The sequence below is a fragment of the Peribacillus sp. Bi134 genome, assembly GCF_918698065.1.
Taxonomy (GTDB): Bacteria; Bacillota; Bacilli; order Bacillales; family DSM-1321; genus Peribacillus.
Genome location: NZ_CAKKLN010000008.1, coordinates 264,627 through 282,014, shown reverse-complemented (window position 1 = coordinate 282,014; position 17,388 = coordinate 264,627). Strand labels below are relative to the sequence as shown.

Annotated in this window: 19 protein-coding genes; 18 read left to right on the top strand and 1 reads right to left on the bottom strand. The window is 39.6% G+C overall.

Going from position 1 to position 17,388, the window contains the following annotated elements; genetic code table 11:
- Window positions 1-11: 11 nt before the first annotated feature.
- The 10 genes from LQ188_RS19680 (at window position 12) to LQ188_RS19635 (ending at window position 7,871) form a co-directional block, all read left to right on the top strand.
- On the top strand, window positions 12-1,157 hold the full coding sequence (locus tag LQ188_RS19680) for an LLM class flavin-dependent oxidoreductase (RefSeq protein ID WP_101224942.1): 1,146 nt from the start codon (window positions 12-14) through the stop codon (window positions 1,155-1,157).
- Window positions 1,158-1,736: an amino acid synthesis family protein gene (locus tag LQ188_RS19675; protein ID WP_057278565.1), complete on the top strand. Its 579-nt coding sequence runs from the start codon at window positions 1,158-1,160 to the stop codon at window positions 1,734-1,736.
- Window positions 1,736-2,548, top strand: coding sequence for an alpha/beta fold hydrolase (locus LQ188_RS19670; protein ID WP_230177893.1), 813 nt, complete (start codon window positions 1,736-1,738; stop codon window positions 2,546-2,548). Before LQ188_RS19675 ends, LQ188_RS19670 begins: the two co-directional genes overlap by 1 nt.
- Entirely contained in the window at window positions 2,545-4,029 is a 1,485-nt protein-coding gene (locus LQ188_RS19665) for an aldehyde dehydrogenase (RefSeq protein WP_230177892.1), read from the top strand. Before LQ188_RS19670 ends, LQ188_RS19665 begins: the two co-directional genes overlap by 4 nt.
- Before the next feature lie 57 nt (window positions 4,030-4,086).
- Window positions 4,087-4,647: an NAD(P)H-dependent oxidoreductase gene (locus LQ188_RS19660; protein ID WP_101224940.1), complete on the top strand. Its 561-nt coding sequence runs from the start codon at window positions 4,087-4,089 to the stop codon at window positions 4,645-4,647.
- Window positions 4,648-4,735: 88 nt separating this feature from the next.
- Window positions 4,736-5,041 carry a hypothetical protein gene (locus tag LQ188_RS19655; RefSeq protein ID WP_101224939.1) on the top strand — a complete coding sequence of 102 codons (306 nt, stop codon included), beginning with the start codon at window positions 4,736-4,738 and terminating at the stop codon, window positions 5,039-5,041.
- A gap of 37 nt (window positions 5,042-5,078) precedes the next feature.
- Complete coding sequence (locus LQ188_RS19650; RefSeq protein ID WP_230177891.1) at window positions 5,079-6,521, top strand: aldehyde dehydrogenase family protein; 1,443 nt, start codon at window positions 5,079-5,081, stop codon at window positions 6,519-6,521.
- Window positions 6,522-6,533: 12 nt separating this feature from the next.
- A complete protein-coding gene (locus LQ188_RS19645) occupies window positions 6,534-6,788 on the top strand; it encodes a YciI family protein (RefSeq protein ID WP_101224938.1) in 255 nt (84 codons plus the stop codon).
- A gap of 334 nt (window positions 6,789-7,122) precedes the next feature.
- Window positions 7,123-7,287 carry a hypothetical protein gene (locus tag LQ188_RS19640; protein WP_230177890.1) on the top strand — a complete coding sequence of 55 codons (165 nt, stop codon included), beginning with the start codon at window positions 7,123-7,125 and terminating at the stop codon, window positions 7,285-7,287.
- Window positions 7,288-7,418: 131 nt separating this feature from the next.
- Window positions 7,419-7,871: a helix-turn-helix domain-containing protein gene (locus LQ188_RS19635; RefSeq protein ID WP_101224937.1), complete on the top strand. Its 453-nt coding sequence runs from the start codon at window positions 7,419-7,421 to the stop codon at window positions 7,869-7,871.
- Window positions 7,872-7,992: 121 nt separating this feature from the next.
- On the opposite strand, the gene LQ188_RS19630 is transcribed toward LQ188_RS19635, so the two are convergent.
- Window positions 7,993-8,349: a hydrolase gene (locus tag LQ188_RS19630; RefSeq protein ID WP_230177889.1), complete on the bottom strand. Its 357-nt coding sequence runs from the start codon at window positions 8,347-8,349 to the stop codon at window positions 7,993-7,995.
- A gap of 188 nt (window positions 8,350-8,537) precedes the next feature.
- On the opposite strand from LQ188_RS19630, the gene LQ188_RS19625 reads away from it, so the two are divergent.
- The 8 genes from LQ188_RS19625 (at window position 8,538) to LQ188_RS19590 (ending at window position 16,863) form a co-directional block, all read left to right on the top strand.
- The gene (locus LQ188_RS19625) at window positions 8,538-9,227 is read left to right on the top strand and encodes a hypothetical protein (RefSeq protein ID WP_230177887.1); all 690 of its coding nucleotides are present in this window, start codon (window positions 8,538-8,540) and stop codon (window positions 9,225-9,227) included.
- Between the two features lie 195 nt (window positions 9,228-9,422).
- On the top strand, window positions 9,423-10,658 hold the full coding sequence (locus LQ188_RS19620) for a trypsin-like peptidase domain-containing protein (RefSeq protein WP_202190644.1): 1,236 nt from the start codon (window positions 9,423-9,425) through the stop codon (window positions 10,656-10,658).
- A gap of 256 nt (window positions 10,659-10,914) precedes the next feature.
- Complete coding sequence (locus tag LQ188_RS19615; protein ID WP_101224934.1) at window positions 10,915-11,229, top strand: hypothetical protein; 315 nt, start codon at window positions 10,915-10,917, stop codon at window positions 11,227-11,229.
- Between the two features lie 1,046 nt (window positions 11,230-12,275).
- A complete protein-coding gene (qoxA, locus tag LQ188_RS19610; RefSeq protein ID WP_101224933.1) occupies window positions 12,276-13,205 on the top strand; it encodes a cytochrome aa3 quinol oxidase subunit II in 930 nt (309 codons plus the stop codon).
- Window positions 13,206-13,278: 73 nt separating this feature from the next.
- Window positions 13,279-15,225 (top strand): cytochrome aa3 quinol oxidase subunit I, encoded by a 1,947-nt coding sequence (gene qoxB, locus LQ188_RS19605; RefSeq protein WP_101224932.1) that lies wholly within the window; start codon window positions 13,279-13,281, stop codon window positions 15,223-15,225.
- Complete coding sequence (gene qoxC / locus LQ188_RS19600) at window positions 15,225-15,821, top strand: cytochrome aa3 quinol oxidase subunit III (RefSeq protein WP_101224931.1); 597 nt, start codon at window positions 15,225-15,227, stop codon at window positions 15,819-15,821. Before qoxB ends, qoxC begins: the two co-directional genes overlap by 1 nt.
- Before the next feature lies 1 nt (window position 15,822).
- Window positions 15,823-16,107 carry a cytochrome aa3 quinol oxidase subunit IV gene (gene qoxD / locus LQ188_RS19595; RefSeq protein WP_101224930.1) on the top strand — a complete coding sequence of 95 codons (285 nt, stop codon included), beginning with the start codon at window positions 15,823-15,825 and terminating at the stop codon, window positions 16,105-16,107.
- A 306-nt stretch (window positions 16,108-16,413) separates the two neighbouring features.
- Entirely contained in the window at window positions 16,414-16,863 is a 450-nt protein-coding gene (locus LQ188_RS19590) for a YfmQ family protein (protein WP_101224929.1), read from the top strand.
- Window positions 16,864-17,388 lie beyond the last annotated feature (525 nt).

Below are 17,388 nucleotides of genomic sequence, written 5' to 3'. Positions count from 1 at the left end.
GAATGAGTACTATGAAATTTGGAATCTTTGCAAACCTTGCAGGACAGGGAAGACATGATGAATATTATAAAGTGCTGGACGAAGCACGTGAGCAAGCTATTTATTGTGATGAAAATGGTTATGATTCGATTTGGTATACCGAGCACCACTTTGGTCATGAAGGAAATGAATTGATTTCTAACCCGATCTTAATGGGGGCTGATATTGCTGCACGTACAAAGAACATTCGAATTGGACAAGCTGCGAATGTCGCCACTTTCTGGCATCCGCTGCGTTTGGCGGAAGACATAGCAATGCTTGATCAGTTAAGCAAAGGACGTGTGGAAGTTGGTCTGGCACGTGGATTATACGGACGGGAAGCGGCTAATTTAAACACTTTGGCTGATCCGGCAAATCAAGAACAAAACCGTGCACTGTTTGAGGAAACACTGGAAATTTTAAAAAAGGCTTGGTCAAACCGTTTCTTTTCACATCAAGGTGACATCTATCAATTTCCTCCTAAAGGTTTAAAGTGGAGTCACCCTATGAGCCCATCAACACCGGAGTTTATGGATATGGAGAAAGGAGAAATTGATAAGATTTCCCTTATGCCTAGACCTTACCAGCAATCACTTCCTCTGTGGCAGGTAATTGATTCACCGCGTTCTATTGAATTGGCCGCGGAGAACGATATACAAGGAATGTTTTGGATGCCGACCGTCAAAGAATTAAAAGGCCGTTTTGAACTGTACCGTGAAAGGGCTTCCAAATCCAAAGGCTATGAAGTGCCACTTGGTCAGGGTATTGCTTTGGTACGTGATGTATATGTAGCGGAAACGATGGAACAGGCTCGTCAAGATGCGGCAGAAGCAGTATTGAACAATTATCGCTGGATTTGTCACTGGAGAGGACTTAGCAACCTTATGGATCCGGGCGAAACAGTAAAAGAAGGGCAGGAATTGAACTATGAATTCTTACACCCAAGAAATTTATTGTTTGGTACACCTGACTATGTAGCAGAGAAAATTCAGGAATTGAAGGAAGAACTGAATTTGGAAACATTACTGCTTTGGGTGAACCATAATGGTTTGCCACATGAAAAAATGATGAAAAGTTTAAAATTGTTCACGGAAGAAGTAATGCCAAGATTCACAAAAACTAAATTGGGGGTAATGTAAATGTTAGATATTCGTAAAGTGTATACAGCTATAGAAGAAACACGTATTGAGGGCGGTAAAAAAGTAGAGAATCCCATCAAGATGATAACAACTATGGCGGTTATCAAAAACCCATGGGCTGGAAGAGGATATGTTGATAATTTAAAACCGGAAATTGATGAATTTGCACCGCAAATTGGCGAACTATTAGTTGCTGAACTATTTAAGCACATTGATTCCGCTGATGACGTCGAAGCATTCGGCAAGGCAGCTGTCGTGGGTGTTGATGGGGAGGTTGAGCATGCATCAGCTTTTATCCACACTTTGAAATTCGGTAACAAATTCAGGGACGCCGTGAAAGGAACGAGTATCTTAAGCTTTACTAATAAGCGTGGTGGCGCTGGATCTGCGGTGCTCATACCGATGGTACATAAGACAGATGAGTCTGAACGCTCTCATTTCATTACATTTGAAGCTTCTATACCTGATGCACCTAGGGCCGATGAGATCGTTGTTGCCATTGGGGCTTCTACAGGAGGACGTCCTCATCCGAGAACAGGAAACAGGCATCAAGATATGGTTGAAATGGGGCTGGTTTAATGCCAACTACATTGCATGGAAAAGATTCGCTTCATTATGAAGAGAAAGGGATGGGGCAATCGCTTATCTTTATTCATGGTGTTGGTCTTGATCTTACGATGTGGAAAAAACAAGTTGAAGATTTGTCGAAACATTTCCGTGTTATCACATATGACATGGTTGGGCACGGAGGATCTGAGCATCCTCCGGGTCCTTATTCCCTTTCACAGTTTGTTGAGCAGTTAGCAGAACTAATGAATCACTTACGGATTGAAGGAAGTCATATTATTGGTTTCTCCATGGGTGGTATGGTCGCTCAGGCATTTGCATTAAAATATCCGGATAAAGTGAAAACGCTAACAATTATGAACGCAGTGGCCAATCGGACGAAGGAACAGAGGAAAGCCGTTTTAAAAAGAGTGGAAGAAGTGAAAATAACGGGCCCTTTGGCAACAATTGAACCGGCCATTAAACGATGGTTTAATATTGAATTCTTGAATTCAAAGGAAGAAACTGTAAGTGAAATTCGGGAAAGACTTCAGACAAACGATGCTGCTTCATATTTAGCGGCCTATACACTTTTTGCAACTGCGGATGAAGAGTTGTGGCCGCAGATCCACCAGATTAATATACCGACCCAAATTATAACAGGGGAGCATGATGTAGGTTCAAATCCCGAAATGGCAAGACAAATGCATGAAAAGATTGTGGATTCAGAATTAATGATAGTACCAAATATGAGGCATATGCTGCCGATAGAAGGAGCCAAAATAGTGAACGAAGCTATTAGGTCGTTTATTGAAAGACAAAAGCAAAGGGGTGACTCGATGTGAAAGAGCTGAAGAAATATCAGATGTATATAAACGGGGAATGGATAGAATCATCAAGTGGTGAATATTTCGATAGTTATAACCCTGCAACCGAAGAAGCTTGGTGTCAAGTCGCTAAAGGGAATGCTGAAGATGTAAATCATGCCGTTCAATCTGCGCATAATGCATTCCTGCATTCGGGATGGACCAATATGACATTCACGGAGCGGGGGCGTCTGGTTAGAAAGCTTGGAGAGCTGATTGCTGATCACTCTGAAGAGCTTGCGAAAGTCGAATCACTGGATAATGGGAAATTAATACGCGAAATGCGCGGTCAGGTAAAATATTTACCTGAATTTTTCTATTACTATGCGGGTCTAGCAGATAAAATCCATGGTCAAACCTTACCAATTGATAAAAAAGATATGTTCGCTTTTACATCCAAAGAGCCGCTGGGGGTAGTAGCCGCCATTACTCCTTGGAATTCCCCTCTTTATTTAACAACCTTGAAGCTTGCACCTGCACTTATTGCAGGAAATACCATAGTCATTAAACCTTCGGAAATGACTTCGGCCTCTCTATTGGAATTGGTGAAACTGGTTGAAGAAGCTGGTTTTCCACCTGGAGTAGTCAATGTAGTTACCGGCTTTGGAACTCCTGTAGGCGATACACTCACCTCCCATCCTCTTGTAAGGCGTGTGGCCTTTACGGGAGGTTCAGAATCAGCACGGCATATTGTTCGTAATTCGGCTCAAAATTTTGCGCAGGTATCGCTTGAACTTGGAGGGAAATCACCCAATATCGTGTTTGAGGATGCTAATCCGGATAATGCGGCGATGGGTATCATAGCTGGTATTTTTGGTGCTTCAGGACAAAGTTGTGTGGCAGGTTCGCGTGCATTTTTACATGTTGATATTTACGATGAAGTGATGCAAAAACTCGTAGACAGAGTATCGAAAATCAAGATCGGTGATCCTTTTCAAGATGAAACAGAAATGGGTCCGCTGGCTACGCAGGCCCAATTGGAGCGAGTCGAAAAATACGTGGCTATCGGATTAGATGAAGGTGGTAAACTTGTTTGCGGAGGTAAAAAGCCTGAATATTTAGAAAAAGGTTGGTATTTTGAACCCACGATCTTCGAGCATCACGATAATAATTCCCGTATTACAAAGGAAGAAATATTTGGCCCTGTGTTAAGTGTGATCCCTTTTAAAGATGAAGAAGAGGTTATTCAATTAGCAAACAGTACTGATTACGGATTGGCAGCTGGAATTTGGGTGAGTGATATTGCAAAAGCTCATCGAGTCGCGAAAGCTATACGTGCTGGAATTGTTTGGGTGAATACCTATCGAAGTATTTCACCAATTGCTGCAATCGGTGGATCTGGCCTAAGCGGTTATGGAAGAGAAGGCGGTTATGAAGCGATTCATGAATATATGCAAGATAAAGTTGTTTGGATCAATACATCATCTGAACCGATTCCTGACCCGTTCATAATGAGATAATGGGAATTCTTGGGTATGCGCTTTTATCTAAGAGATTTAATAAGGAGGAAAAGTGAAATGAAATTACTGGGGATTTCAGGAACGATAATAGGAACGAAGACGAAAGTTGTTATTGAAAAGGTTTTAGAGGAAGTTAAGAATAACCATCCTGATATCGAAGTCGAATTGCTTGATTTGAAAAAGTATGATGTTCAATTTTGTGATGGCCGTAATCCGTCAACATACACTGGAGATACGAAAAAAGTAATTGATATCGTTACCTCAGCAGACTTTTACATTATAGGAACCCCAATATTCCAAGGGTCAATTACAGGAGCTCTTAAAAACTTATTTGATTTGATCCCCCCGAAGGATTTCCGTAATAAAGTAATGGGGCTAGTGGCTACCGGTGGAACCTACCAGCATTATTTAGTCATTGAAAATCAGCTGAAACCTATAGCCAGCTATTTCCGTGCATTTGTTGCACCTGGCTCTGTTTATGCTCATAACGACCATTTCAATTCACAAAACGAACTGGTTGATGAGGAAGTTTTGGAACGTATTTCAATGCTGGGTGAAGAAATCGTTTTTATGCAAAAAGCACTGAAAAGTACTAAACCAGAGCATCAATTAAGCTAAAGGACGGTAGATTTTAAAAAACTCCATAAATCGTTTTGGAATTGAGTACATTTCAATAAGCAGAGCTAAGTAGCAAGGAGGGAACAAATTGCTATTAGATGTAGAAGAGATAATAAACTTAACTGATTTATCCTTTATTAAAGTTTGTAATGAACAGTATGGGATTAATAGAGGAGTTTATAATACCATCGATGCCTGGTTTTATAAGCAAGGAATTAGTAACATTCTAGAAAGGCGCAATAGTATATTGTATTTTCTTGAATTTATTAAGCGAAGTTCCGAGAGTGAAAATAATCACTGTAAATTTGGTCACGGTGGCTTAACGACAAAATTAGAAGAGTATTATTTTCCAAGAATGGAATCGACTGTTTCAAAAATTGCCTCTAATCTTTAGATGAAGCACTTACAAAGAGTGAAGGGTGGCTGAGAACATGACAATCATAGATAAAGTAGAAAAAAAACATTTACTAATTAAAGGGGAATGGGTGGAGGCGAAGGAGTATAGTTTGCTTCGTTCTCCTTATTCAGGCGAAGTCATAGCTGAAATCCCCCTGGCCACAGGCGAAGAAACCGACCAAGCTATTGAAGCGGCGCAAAAAGCTGCTAAGGTGATGGCAAAAATGCCAGCCCATCAACGTGCGAAAATCCTGGAAACATTGGCCCATCTTTTTGAAGAGCGCGCGGATGAAGCCGCCAAAATCATATCTATTGAATCAGCAAAGCCGGTTACAACCGCTAAGGGCGAGGTGGCGCGAACAATTGAAACCTACAAGTTTGCGGCTGAAGAAGCGAAAAGAATTCATGGAGAAACGCTTTCGCTGGATGCCGCCCAAGGTGGCGAAAACCGACTCGGTTACACTGTACGTGAACCGATTGGAGTGATTGGGGCCATAACACCTTTCAATTTCCCCATGAATCTAGTCGCTCATAAAGTAGGTCCTGCCATCGCCTCAGGTAATACAATTGTATTAAAGCCAGCAAGCCAAACACCTCTATCCTCTCTGTTCCTCGGAGAATTATTACAGGAAGCCGGATTGCCTGCAGGAGCATTAAATGTGGTCACAGGTGGAGGAAGAGTGGTTGGAGACAAGTTGGTCACTGATTCTAGAGTAAGTATGATTACTTTTACCGGCAGCCCAGGAGTCGGGATTGGCATCCGCAACAAAGCCGGATTGAAACGAGTGACGCTGGAGCTGGGATCAAATGCAGCTGTCATTATTGACAGGGGTGTGGATATCGATAAAATCATTTCTCGTTGTGTGACGGGAGCGTTTTCCAATCAGGGACAAGTATGTATTTCTTTGCAAAGAGTTTTTGCTCATGAAGAAATCTACGATCGCTTTGTTGAAAAGTTTATAGAAGCTACCAAACTATTAAAATTAGGTGATCCGCTTGATCCAGAAACGGATGTTTCCGCTTTGATTTCCCCAAATGATGTTGAAAGAAGCCTCAATTGGATTGAAGAGGCAAGACAAGGTGGAGCCAAGATTGCAACAGGTGGAATAACGGAAGGCAATATCCTTCATCCGACCGTCATATTGGATGCAGATACTCACACAAAGGTATCTTGTCAAGAAGTGTTCGCCCCAATCGTTTTGATTAACAAGATTCAATCAGTAGAACAAGCAATTGATTTGGTGAATGATTCAATTTATGGCCTGCAGGCAGGGATTTATACGAACGATGTAGGTACAGCAATGGATGCAGCGGAAAATTTACAAGTTGGTGGAGTCATGATCAACGACATTCCGACATTCCGTGTGGATAATATGCCGTACGGTGGAGTGAAGGAAAGTGGAACTGGACGTGAAGGATTAAAATATGCAGTTGAAGAAATGACAGAAATGAAGCTGGTTGTCTGGAACCGAAATTAGGGAGTGGAAAGCATGGCTTATTATGCAGCAATTTTACATATGATTGATGCTGAAAAAAATATAGAAGTTCGTCCACATCATATCGAGTATTTAAACGAACTTGATCGTAGAGGGAAGGTTTTTGCAAGAGGCCCTTTTGCGGATGGCTCAGGCGGCTTGGTTGTTTATATTGCAGACACATTTGAAGAAGCACTCTCTTTAGCGGAAAATGATCCTCACGTTGTACATAAAGTGCGGAGACTCGAATTAAAAGAATGGAACATTTAATAATGAAACGTTATGATTGCGTGTCAATGCGATGAATATATACTGGGATCTGGAGACAGTTCCTTCATTAAAGGGAGGTTGCCGAGGCAACCTTTTTTTATGTGCAAAGCAACTCGATAACGAAAAGGTAAAGTTATACCAAAGTGAGGAATGATCTTTGATAACTGCCAGTTGTTATATTGTGAAAGTATTAGTGGAAAAAGGATCAAAGAGCGAAATAAAAAAATGCTTCGTGTAGTTAAACAGGCAGGAAAAAATGGGTTTAAAAGTCTTGTCTATACAAGGCTTTTTTTGAATTAAGCTGAATTATGTGATGGCAAGATGGCTTATTCAGTTGAAAAATTATAGAATTGAGTTGCTGCTTAACTGGCTAGCTACGACCTCGGAGTCGCTTGCTTTGATGAGGCTTGGCAAACAGTCGGCGGAAAGGGAGCTGATTTCTGAAATCAACTGGAATCTTTTAAAAATTTACCTTTCTGCAGCAGTTCCGGAAAATTAATCTGATTCCCTTGATATATCAAGGTTTTCTTCGGTGTCACTCATAAGTTGCATAGTAATGCGCTTATTACTATCTTTACTTTGCATAATTCATCTCACAATACTAGGAGTAGGAAAGGCGATGAACTCACTATGATTTTTAGCGAACGATTAAAAAAAGAACGGGAAAAAAGAAATTGGTCACAAAATGATCTTGCGGAGAAGATTCATGTGAGTCGCCAATCTGTGTCCAAATGGGAAACGGGAAAAAATTATCCTAGTATTGAAGTACTCATTAATTTAAGTGATTTATTTCAAATTACGGTAGATGAATTATTAAGGAGTGACGAGGAATTGAAAGAAAAAATAATAAGGGAAAGTAAGCAGTTAGCATTTCCAAAAAGGAAGATGTTTTTTGATATCGTATTATTAATAGGAGCATTTTTGTTAGTGTCTAAATTAATTATTTTTGGACTTAATAAATTTGCCGGCACAGATATTACCATTTTAAAAAGCATGCCAGTTGTATCGAATTTTTTACCATTAGCTTTGATGGTCATTGGCGGTATTGGTTCAGATTATTTGAAGGATAAATATGTAGATTAAAAGAACTCTGCTTATAAAACTTTATAATGAATCATAAAATAGAATCTTCTGTTTTCCCTTTTATTGTGGGGACATGATAATAAAAGAACAGAACCTTTGAATCAGGTTCTGTTCCTATTTCTTATTTGAACTTTTGCACTTCTTCTTGTCCCTCGAATTTGTTATCTTTCAATATGCCGATTTCTTCAATATGGTTTCGTGCCGTTTCATCCCCTAATTTATAAATGAGGGCATAAAGCCTTTTCATGGCTGCATCGTATTTATCATTTGCCCGGTCATGATGATAGAGTAGGTAGGGCACATGTGAACGGGCATATGCTTCCAGGTCATCTGTCCGGTGTTCCTCCAAGCATTGTTTCAATTCTGCAAGTTCCTCATCAGTTGCGTGTACAGTGAAGCTTGGATTCTCTTCAAGTTTTTGTCCGAGTACGTCGCCGCTGACCAAATCGACATGATAGGTCTGTTTTTCCTGCATCATTCTGTGATCATCCTTTCAAGCGTTTATCTATTCTGTACCACTATTTGTAAAAACTTAATCATCAATGTAAACATTTCCTTAATGAAAAAGATAGGAAATAGAGGTATCGGATTTCTTATCAAATGGTATAAGATGAATTTACAGAATAATATGGAAAATCAAGGGGTGATATAGTGAAGAGGTCAATCATGGTTATTTTTTTGGTGTTGATTGCTTCAGGCTGCGTAACAAGGAATTATGATTCCAATATGGATTTAGGGAAAAGTCAGTTGAATGAGGAAAATTATTTAGAAGCCCACGAGGCATTTGAATTAGCTTATAAAGAAGCAAATACACCGGAAGCAAGAGAGTTAATGGATCTTTCAGGTTTTCTGGCGAATGGAATGAAGAAATACGACGAACAGGATTTTGATTCGGCCAAAAGAGATTTTGAAGAAGCAACCGCATATAAAGCAAAATACCAGGAAGGTAAACTAATGGTTTCTAAGGCGGTGGAAATGCAACCGGTATCAGACTCCGCCACGATAGAAGCAGTAGAGGGAAATGACGAGGCGGAGCCGGCGGAGGAAGCAACCGTGGACGGAACCAATGGATCCAAAGTAGAAGATGAGGCGGCAACGGATACAATAGGCAAAGAAGAGAGCAAGGCTTCGGTTAGTACATTAAGTAAATCTCAGGCAGAAAAGCTAGTTAAGGATTATGTGGACATGGAAAATTTTCCTGATTTAGATATCGAATATGATCATGATGCCGAAAAGGGAGATTACATTTTTCATGTTTTCGAGGTGGATGAACCTAGTCAGGAAAGTGGCCACAAAACCACTTGGGGCTGGTATGGCGTGAATAAGAAGACTAAAGAAGTTTATGAAGTCTTGTAAGGATAACTGTATGGTCGAATTGAAGGCCCCTGTTGAGGCCTTTTTATTTTGCAGGCGGCAAGATACAGGATTCGATAAAATTTTATAATTTTTGTAAAATGTCGCCCTATTCGTTATTTCTTAAGAATTTTTTAATATTTCCTGTTTATGATTGAGTCAAGTAAAGGATAAAGGACAATCATAGGAGGGATAAAGATGGAAAATTATAATGGTGATGAGCAAGTCAGAGTAAAGGCAGAACGGAAAAAGGGTAAGTCTCTTTGGCTAACTAGCCTTGTTTCCGGAACGGTTGCTGCTATGGTTACATCGTCTGTATTTCTATTTGGCGGGGACTTTATAGGTCAAGGGAATAGTCCAGTGAATGAGTCAACCAAAACGGCAGGTGTACAGCAAACGGAAAGTGTTGAAAAGGATAAAAGTGTCACGGCGGAAAAGTTATCGACAAGTACGGATTCAAATGATAGGGCAGAGATGGTCGAATCAGCATCCAAATCGATAGTCGGGGTCGTGAATTTACAGGAGATGCAAAACCAGTACCCGTACCAGCAGCAAAGCACGGAGAGCGAAACGGTTGAAAGCGGCACCGGCTCAGGGGTCATCTATAAAAAAGCTGATGGGAAAGCCTATATCATCACGAACAATCATGTTATTGAAGGAGCTAAGGAAGTCGAAATTTCATTGTATGATGGACAAAAGGCAACGGCAACGGTTGTCGGGGCTGATGCTTTGACTGATTTAGCGGTGTTGACAATTGATGCCTCGAAAGCACCTGAGGGAATTAAATTCGGGAATTCCGATAGCATGCGTCCAGGAGAAGAAGTATTGGCAATTGGCAACCCACTTGGACTTGATTTTTCACGATCGGTTACACAAGGGATCGTCAGTGCGACCGGACGCTCCATTTCAGTCGATACCTCGGAAGGGGAGTGGGAACTTGATGTGCTTCAAACAGATGCAGCGATCAACCCCGGCAATAGCGGGGGTGCATTGATCAACACCGCTGGGGAAGTGATCGGCATAAACAGTTTGAAGATTTCCGAAAACGGTGTGGAAGGCTTAGGATTTGCCATACCAAGTAATGATGTGATTCCGATTGTTACGGAGCTAATTGAAAATGGAAAAATCACGCGCCCATATTTAGGAGTCAGCTTGGCCAGTATGGAAGAACTGCCGCAATATTACATTCAAAATGTTCCAGAAGCCGTAAAGTCCGGCGTAATGGTGACGAGTATAGAGGCGGGATCGGCTGCGGCGAATGGAGGGCTTAAGCAACAGGATATCATCGTTGAGATTGATGGAACGAAAATAAATACTCCCGCTGCATTAAGGAAGTACTTATATACAGATAAGAAAATCGGAGATAAAGTAAAGATTAAAGTATATCGAGGCACTGAAGAAAAAACGGTAACGATCACCTTGCAAAAACCATAGAATGAGGTAAGGCCCCTGATTATTCAACAGGGGTCTTTTATTGGAGTTTTTTTAATAGTATACAGTGGGCTAATATCGGAAAAAACAGATAGTGTATTTGCACTGTTTTGAAGTTTGTTCATGTAGTCTTGAATACCTAAAAGTGAATGGTGGCGCCTTCTATTTGTCAAGGTTTTCATCGTGAATATGTTAAAAAATAGAAAAGATTTGACAAATTTGTGAAATGTCATAAAATAGAAAGAAAGGGGATGAAATTATGGAAGCTAATCAGAAGATGTTAGATGCAGTGAAATGGGTATCGGGCACAGGTTGTGTAATCGGAATTATTATTTTTGCTTTAAGTTTCTTTGTAAGCGATTACAATAAGGATTATATATTCACCGCTGTTGGAATCGCCATCACATTAAGCGCAGCTGCCATTTTTCTAGTTGGTATATTTTTTGTCCTGACAGAGGAAATGGTAATGAATACACGTAAAGGCGAAAGAATTGAACCGGAAACGACTAAAATCATAAAAATGAAAACAAAGGCTAAAGCTCCAACAAACAGAAGTACAGAATTCAGTAACTAAAGCGAGGAATATAGCGCAATATACTGTTTTTCTAAACAAAACTAGTTGTTCTTTTACCTAACTTGCTGAATTTGAGTCAACTTGATCACAATTAATGAATGCGCTTTCATTTCATATTATCAGAATCGAATTATCGATTTGTTACATTTTAATTCAATATACTGCCACTCGTCATTGCCAAACACACGATGTGCTTGTACATCCAAACCAACTGCCTGCACGCCAGGAAGTCTCAATTACATTTTAAACAATATCTACGAGAAAAGGACACTTTTAAGAAGTCCTTTTTTTGTGGTTTTTTTTTATGTACTTTTAATTGAAAATTCAAAAGGGAAAGGGATACAGGTATCAATATGGGGTTATTGAGCAGTGGTTTTGCTAAAGGCAGATTTGATAGCAAACCTGAATTACTTACTACGCTTTTGCTACACGGCTGTTTAAAAATACTGACAGGGCATAAGGATTGCAAAAAGAACCCAATTTCATTTCAACTCGTTGTTTCCTTATATATATATAATATTGACCTGTGTTGGTTCATAAGGGTATTGAAGCATGGAGACAACATCGTGTCCCATGTGTCTACCATTTACCAACCTCCTTGGCCGAGTGAAAAAAATCCGGTTTAAATCATGGTATCTAACGATAAATACCTAATTGACAAGATAGGTAATATAATTCATAATCTTTAAGAGTTTTGAGGCAATATACACGGTGACTATAATGTGAAATTTTTATTTCATTATATTAGAGTAATATTAAATGGAAAGAGGATCGGTACTATTTGTAATCCTGCACTGATAAGTGAATTTTCAAAGGCAAGATATGAAACATTTATTATATTTCATTTGCTGAAGATTTTCGAACATTTCAGTTCATTTACCATCTTCTTACTGCTCTTTAATGAACTTTATGTGACAGATGTCACTTTGTATTGTCTTTTTTTAGACTTGGGATTAATATTGGTATGTCGGGGTTTGTGAACATGGTAACACTTTGTCCGAATAATTACCAATTGGAATTTTATTATGTAAGAAAGGGGTAGTACTATGAAAATAAAATGGGCTCTATTAACTATACTTTTTACTATTGCCACTGTGCTAACCGGTTGCGATAACCCATTAATGGTCTTGGACCCTAAAGGGCCAGTAGCTGCAACACAAGCAGATGTTATTATGATTTCGATATGGACAATGGCCTTTGTCGTCCTTGTCGTTATGGTACTGTATATCTTCATGATAATGAAATATCGTGCTTCCAAACAACGTGATGATTATGAACCGCCTCATATTGAAGGAAGTAAGGTTCTTGAAATAATTTGGGTTGCGATCCCAATTCTAATCGTCGCTTTCCTATCCGTTGTTACTGTTAAAACAACAAATGAAGTTGAGGCAACACCTAAAGGATACGGTGATCAAGAACCTTTAATTATTTACGCTTCATCTTCAAACTGGAAGTGGCACTTTAGTTATCCGGAAGAAGATATCGAAACAGTCAACTATCTGTTTTTACCTACTAACCGACCAATTGAATTTAAACTTTACTCATTCGGTCCAATCTCAAGTTTCTGGATTCCGCAACTTGGAGGACAAAAATACGCGATGTCGGACATGGTTAATACGTTGCACTTAGCAGCTGATGTACCAGGAGAGTATATGGGTCGAAATTCAAACTTCAGTGGTTCAGGTTTTGCTCAGCAAACTTTCAACGTTAATGTACTATCTGCAGAGGAATACGATAAGTGGGTAGATGAAATTAAAGCTACTGCTAAACCGATTACTGAGAAAAAATTCAATGAATTGTTAAAACCTGGTCATGTGGGACAATCCACTTACACTGGAACTCACTTAGAGTTTTCTCCAGCTCCTGAAGGGGAAAATGCTGGTCATGACCACGGATCTTCTGATACGGAAGAAAATGATTCCAAGGATTCACACGATGAACATTCAGAACACAGCAACATGAATCATGATCACTAAGAATTAATTTCGTTCGATAAAACAACTAGGTTTACAAGATAAGGAATATTTTCCTGAAAGGAGTCACAAAAGTATGGATTACTTTGATCGATTTGCCGTACCTCATCCAAGTCCTGCGATTTATGCATCCATGGTTGCCATTGGGTTAACTATGATTGCGGTTGTTGCCGGAATTACCTATTTTAAAAAATGGGGTTACTTATGGCGTGAGTGGTTAACAACGGTTGACCATAAACGTATTGGTATCATGTACATCTTGGCAGCACTGCTTATGCTCTTCCGTGGTGGCGTGGATGCTCTTATGATGCGTGCTCAAACGGCTATTCCAGATAACGGTCTTTTGGATGGACAGCATTATAATGAGGTATTTACAACACACGGGGTCGTCATGATCCTGTTCATGGCTATGCCATTTATCATTGGGTTAATGAACATTGTCACACCATTGCAAATTGGAGCGCGTGACGTAGCATTCCCACGTCTGAACGCAGTAAGCTTCTGGTTATTCTTCATGGGGGCAATGCTATTTAACATCTCTTTCGTAGTCGGTGGTTCTCCTGATGCAGGTTGGACATCTTACTTCCCGCTGGCAAGTAACGATTTCAGTGAATCAGTAGGTTCGAACTATTACGCGATTGCAATTCAAATAGCTGGTATCGGTACATTACTGACTGGTATCAACTTTATCGTAACAATCTTGAAAATGAGAGCACCTGGCATGAACTTAATGAAAATGCCAATGTTCACATGGTCTATCTTGATCACAAACTTCATTATCGTTTTCGCTTTCCCTGTATTGACAGTGGCACTTGCGTTGATGACAATGGATCGTCTATTCGGAACTCAATTCTTTACGATGGCCAATGGCGGTAGCGATATGCTTTGGGCGAACTTGTTCTGGGTTTGGGGACATCCTGAAGTTTATATAGTAATTCTTCCGGCTTTCGGTATTTACAGTGAAATCATTTCGACATTTGCACGTCGTAACCTGTACGGGTATAATTCGATGGTTATCTCCATGGTAGCTATTTCTACTCTATCTTTCATTGTATGGGCTCACCATTTCTATACAATGGGTCACGGTGCAATGGTTAATGGTATCTTCTCGATTACCACGATGGCAATTGCCGTCCCGACCGGTGTTAAGATTTTCAACTGGTTGTTCACACTTTGGAAAGGTAAAATCGTTTTTACCGTTCCGATGCTATACTCTTTAGCTTTCATTCCGATTTTCACGCTCGGTGGGGTAACAGGGGTCATGCTTGCAATGGCAAGTGCTGACTACCAATACCATAATACAATGTTCTTAGTAGCTCACTTCCACTACGTTTTAATCCCTGGTACTGTATTTGCCGTACTTGCTGGTTTCACGTACTGGTGGCCAAAAATGTTCGGTTTCATGTTGAGCGAAAAAATTGGGAAATGGTCGTTCTGGTTCATTACAATCGGCTTTAATGTTACATTCTTCCCGATGTTCATCACTGGTTTAGATGGGCAGGCACGTCGTATGTATACGTACTCTGAATCAACAGGGTATGGTCCATTGAATATGCTCTCTTTCGTTGGAGCGATTGGCTTGGCAATAGGTTTTGCACTTATTGTGTACAATATCTATTGGAGCACTCGTTATGCGTCAAGAAATATTTCAAACGATCCATGGGATGCACGTTCTCTAGAGTGGGCTACACATACACCAATCCCTGAATATAACTTTGCAATTGTGCCAACAGTTGATTCTACAGAAGCATTCTGGGATTCAAAGAAAAAAGGCTTTAAGTTATTTGGCGGTAAAGTAGAAAAGATCCATATGCCAAATAACAGTGGTGTGCCGTTTATCATGAGCTGTATCTTCTTCGTTTGGGGCTTTGCGATGGTATTCAGCATGTGGATCATTGCTATCATTGCAACGATCGGTATCTTTGCTTGTATGATTCACCGTTCATTCGAAAAAGATCACGGACGTTATATCTCTGTTGAAGAGATCGAAGAAACTGAAAATAAATTGCGAGGTGCTAAGTAATGAAAATAGATAACTCGCTGCCACTAGAATATAGCACGGAAGAAAATCGCTTAAAGATTTTTGGATTCTGGATTTTCCTAGGAGCAGAAATAGCTCTTTTCGCTACACTGTTCGCCACTTATTTTGTATTGGTCAATGGAACTGGAAATGGTCCAACAGGGGAACATCTTTTTAAAGTCCCAACCCTGATGTTCCAAACAATCTTTCTTTTAACCAGTAGTTTTACCATAGGTCTTGGAATCAATGCAATGAGACTTGGCAGACAGAAAGCAACGATTGGTTTCTTCATTATCACCCTTATTCTTGGTTTAGGCTTCTTGGGAGTCGAAATTTATGAATTCGTGGAGTATGTACATGAAGGAGCAACCATTCAAACAAGTGCTTTCTTATCTAGTTTGTTTACATTACTAGGTACGCATGGAGCTCACGTTACACTTGGTTTATTCTGGGGAACCTTCATCGTCATGCAAATCAAAAAGCGCGGTATGACTCCAGAAACAACAAACAAGGCTTTCATCTTTTCACTTTACTGGCATTTCTTGGACGTTGTCTGGATCTTCATCTTCAGTTTCGTCTACCTGAAAGGAATGATGTAATATGAAAGAATTATTCCCACGGGGCCAAGTTATGGGATTTGCGTTTTCTCTAGTCCTGACTTTGGTCGCACTATCAGTTATTATGTATGATCTCTCACTAAAAATGGGTGTGATCATCCTACTTGTTACAGCTTTCATGCAAGCTGCACTGCAATTAGTTATGTTCATGCACGCAGGTGAGTCTGAAGATAAAGCATCGATTTACACAAACGTTTATTACGGATTGTTCGTTGCATTGGTTACAATTTTCGGTACAATGCTAACAATGATTTGGGGATATCAATAATCGATTCCGGAAAAGCTGGGCGTCTTGATGACGCCCAGTTTTTTTGTACTTTAATAAATATAATTTCTTATACCGATCTATCCATCTCATTCATGGAAATTTGTTAAGAAGGATGTGGATGAAACCATTATGTTTAGTATAACCATTTCGGAAAATTATATTTATAAAGGGGAAATTGTGTTTAAGTACAATGTTTTACCAAAGTAAAACGTTAATAGAACGGACACATCTTCTAAGAGAAATTGCCAGCCCTATTGATATAATAAGTTATAAAGAATTAATTATAAATGTAGCGGAGATGATGAATTGACATTGCCGGTTTTGATTTTGACAATTATATTAAGCTTGTTAAAAATATTGGTTTCCTGTCTTCCAACCGATGCTGTTAATTGGATTATCAGCAAATTTAAAATACACTCAGAAATTAGTGGCGGGAATGCGATCGTATCCTTTGACGGAAAACGTTTGGAAGGTGAAGAAAAAGTTCAAGTTATTAATTACTTTAATAACGCCAGATTTTTGAAGAAAAATCATATATTCCCGGGTAACGAGCAATTGTTTTTACATCCAGAGGACAGTGGGACTCCATTAGTCATTGATACTAAAAAAGGCAAAATTGATGTTAAGTTATTTGTGTATATTTACAATGACCGAGTGGATGTAGTTAAACAGTACAAGAAGAAAGTCATTTCTTATAGCCTGTTTTCCGATAACCTCCAAGAACGTTCCATGCCATTAATAAGAAATTTAGTTTAATAACAGTAATTCGGTCTCAGTTTGTAAACAAAAGGGTTCTGTATTAAATTAAAAACAAGGTTGATTGGAATGGTGTGTGCGAGACCTTTGCGGGGAAAGCGTGTCCAGGGGAGACCTCGCAGGCGCAAAGTGAGTGCCAGGAGAGGAAATAAACGATTGAATTTAACAAACCCTCAACAAAAACTGCAGGAAAATCAATTATTAGCTTGTTTGTGGACAAAAGGGGTTCTATCTAAATTTTAAAACAAAGTTGATTGGAACGGAGGCTCCCGGACCGCCCGCGGAAAGCGAGTGCCTGGAATGGAAATCAACGGTTAAATTGTCTACAGTTGAGACGGTCCTTTAAAAGACCGTCTTTTTTAAAAGACTTTTATTATATAATCCCATTTCTATTGGATGTTTTTTCCATTATAAAAATTCTAGTACACAAACTGACATCTTAATTTTAGTGTCTTTTGAATAAAAATAATTAAAAGTGTTTTTTACCAGGAGGGAATTGCTGCAAGAGGATCTTTAATAGTTCAT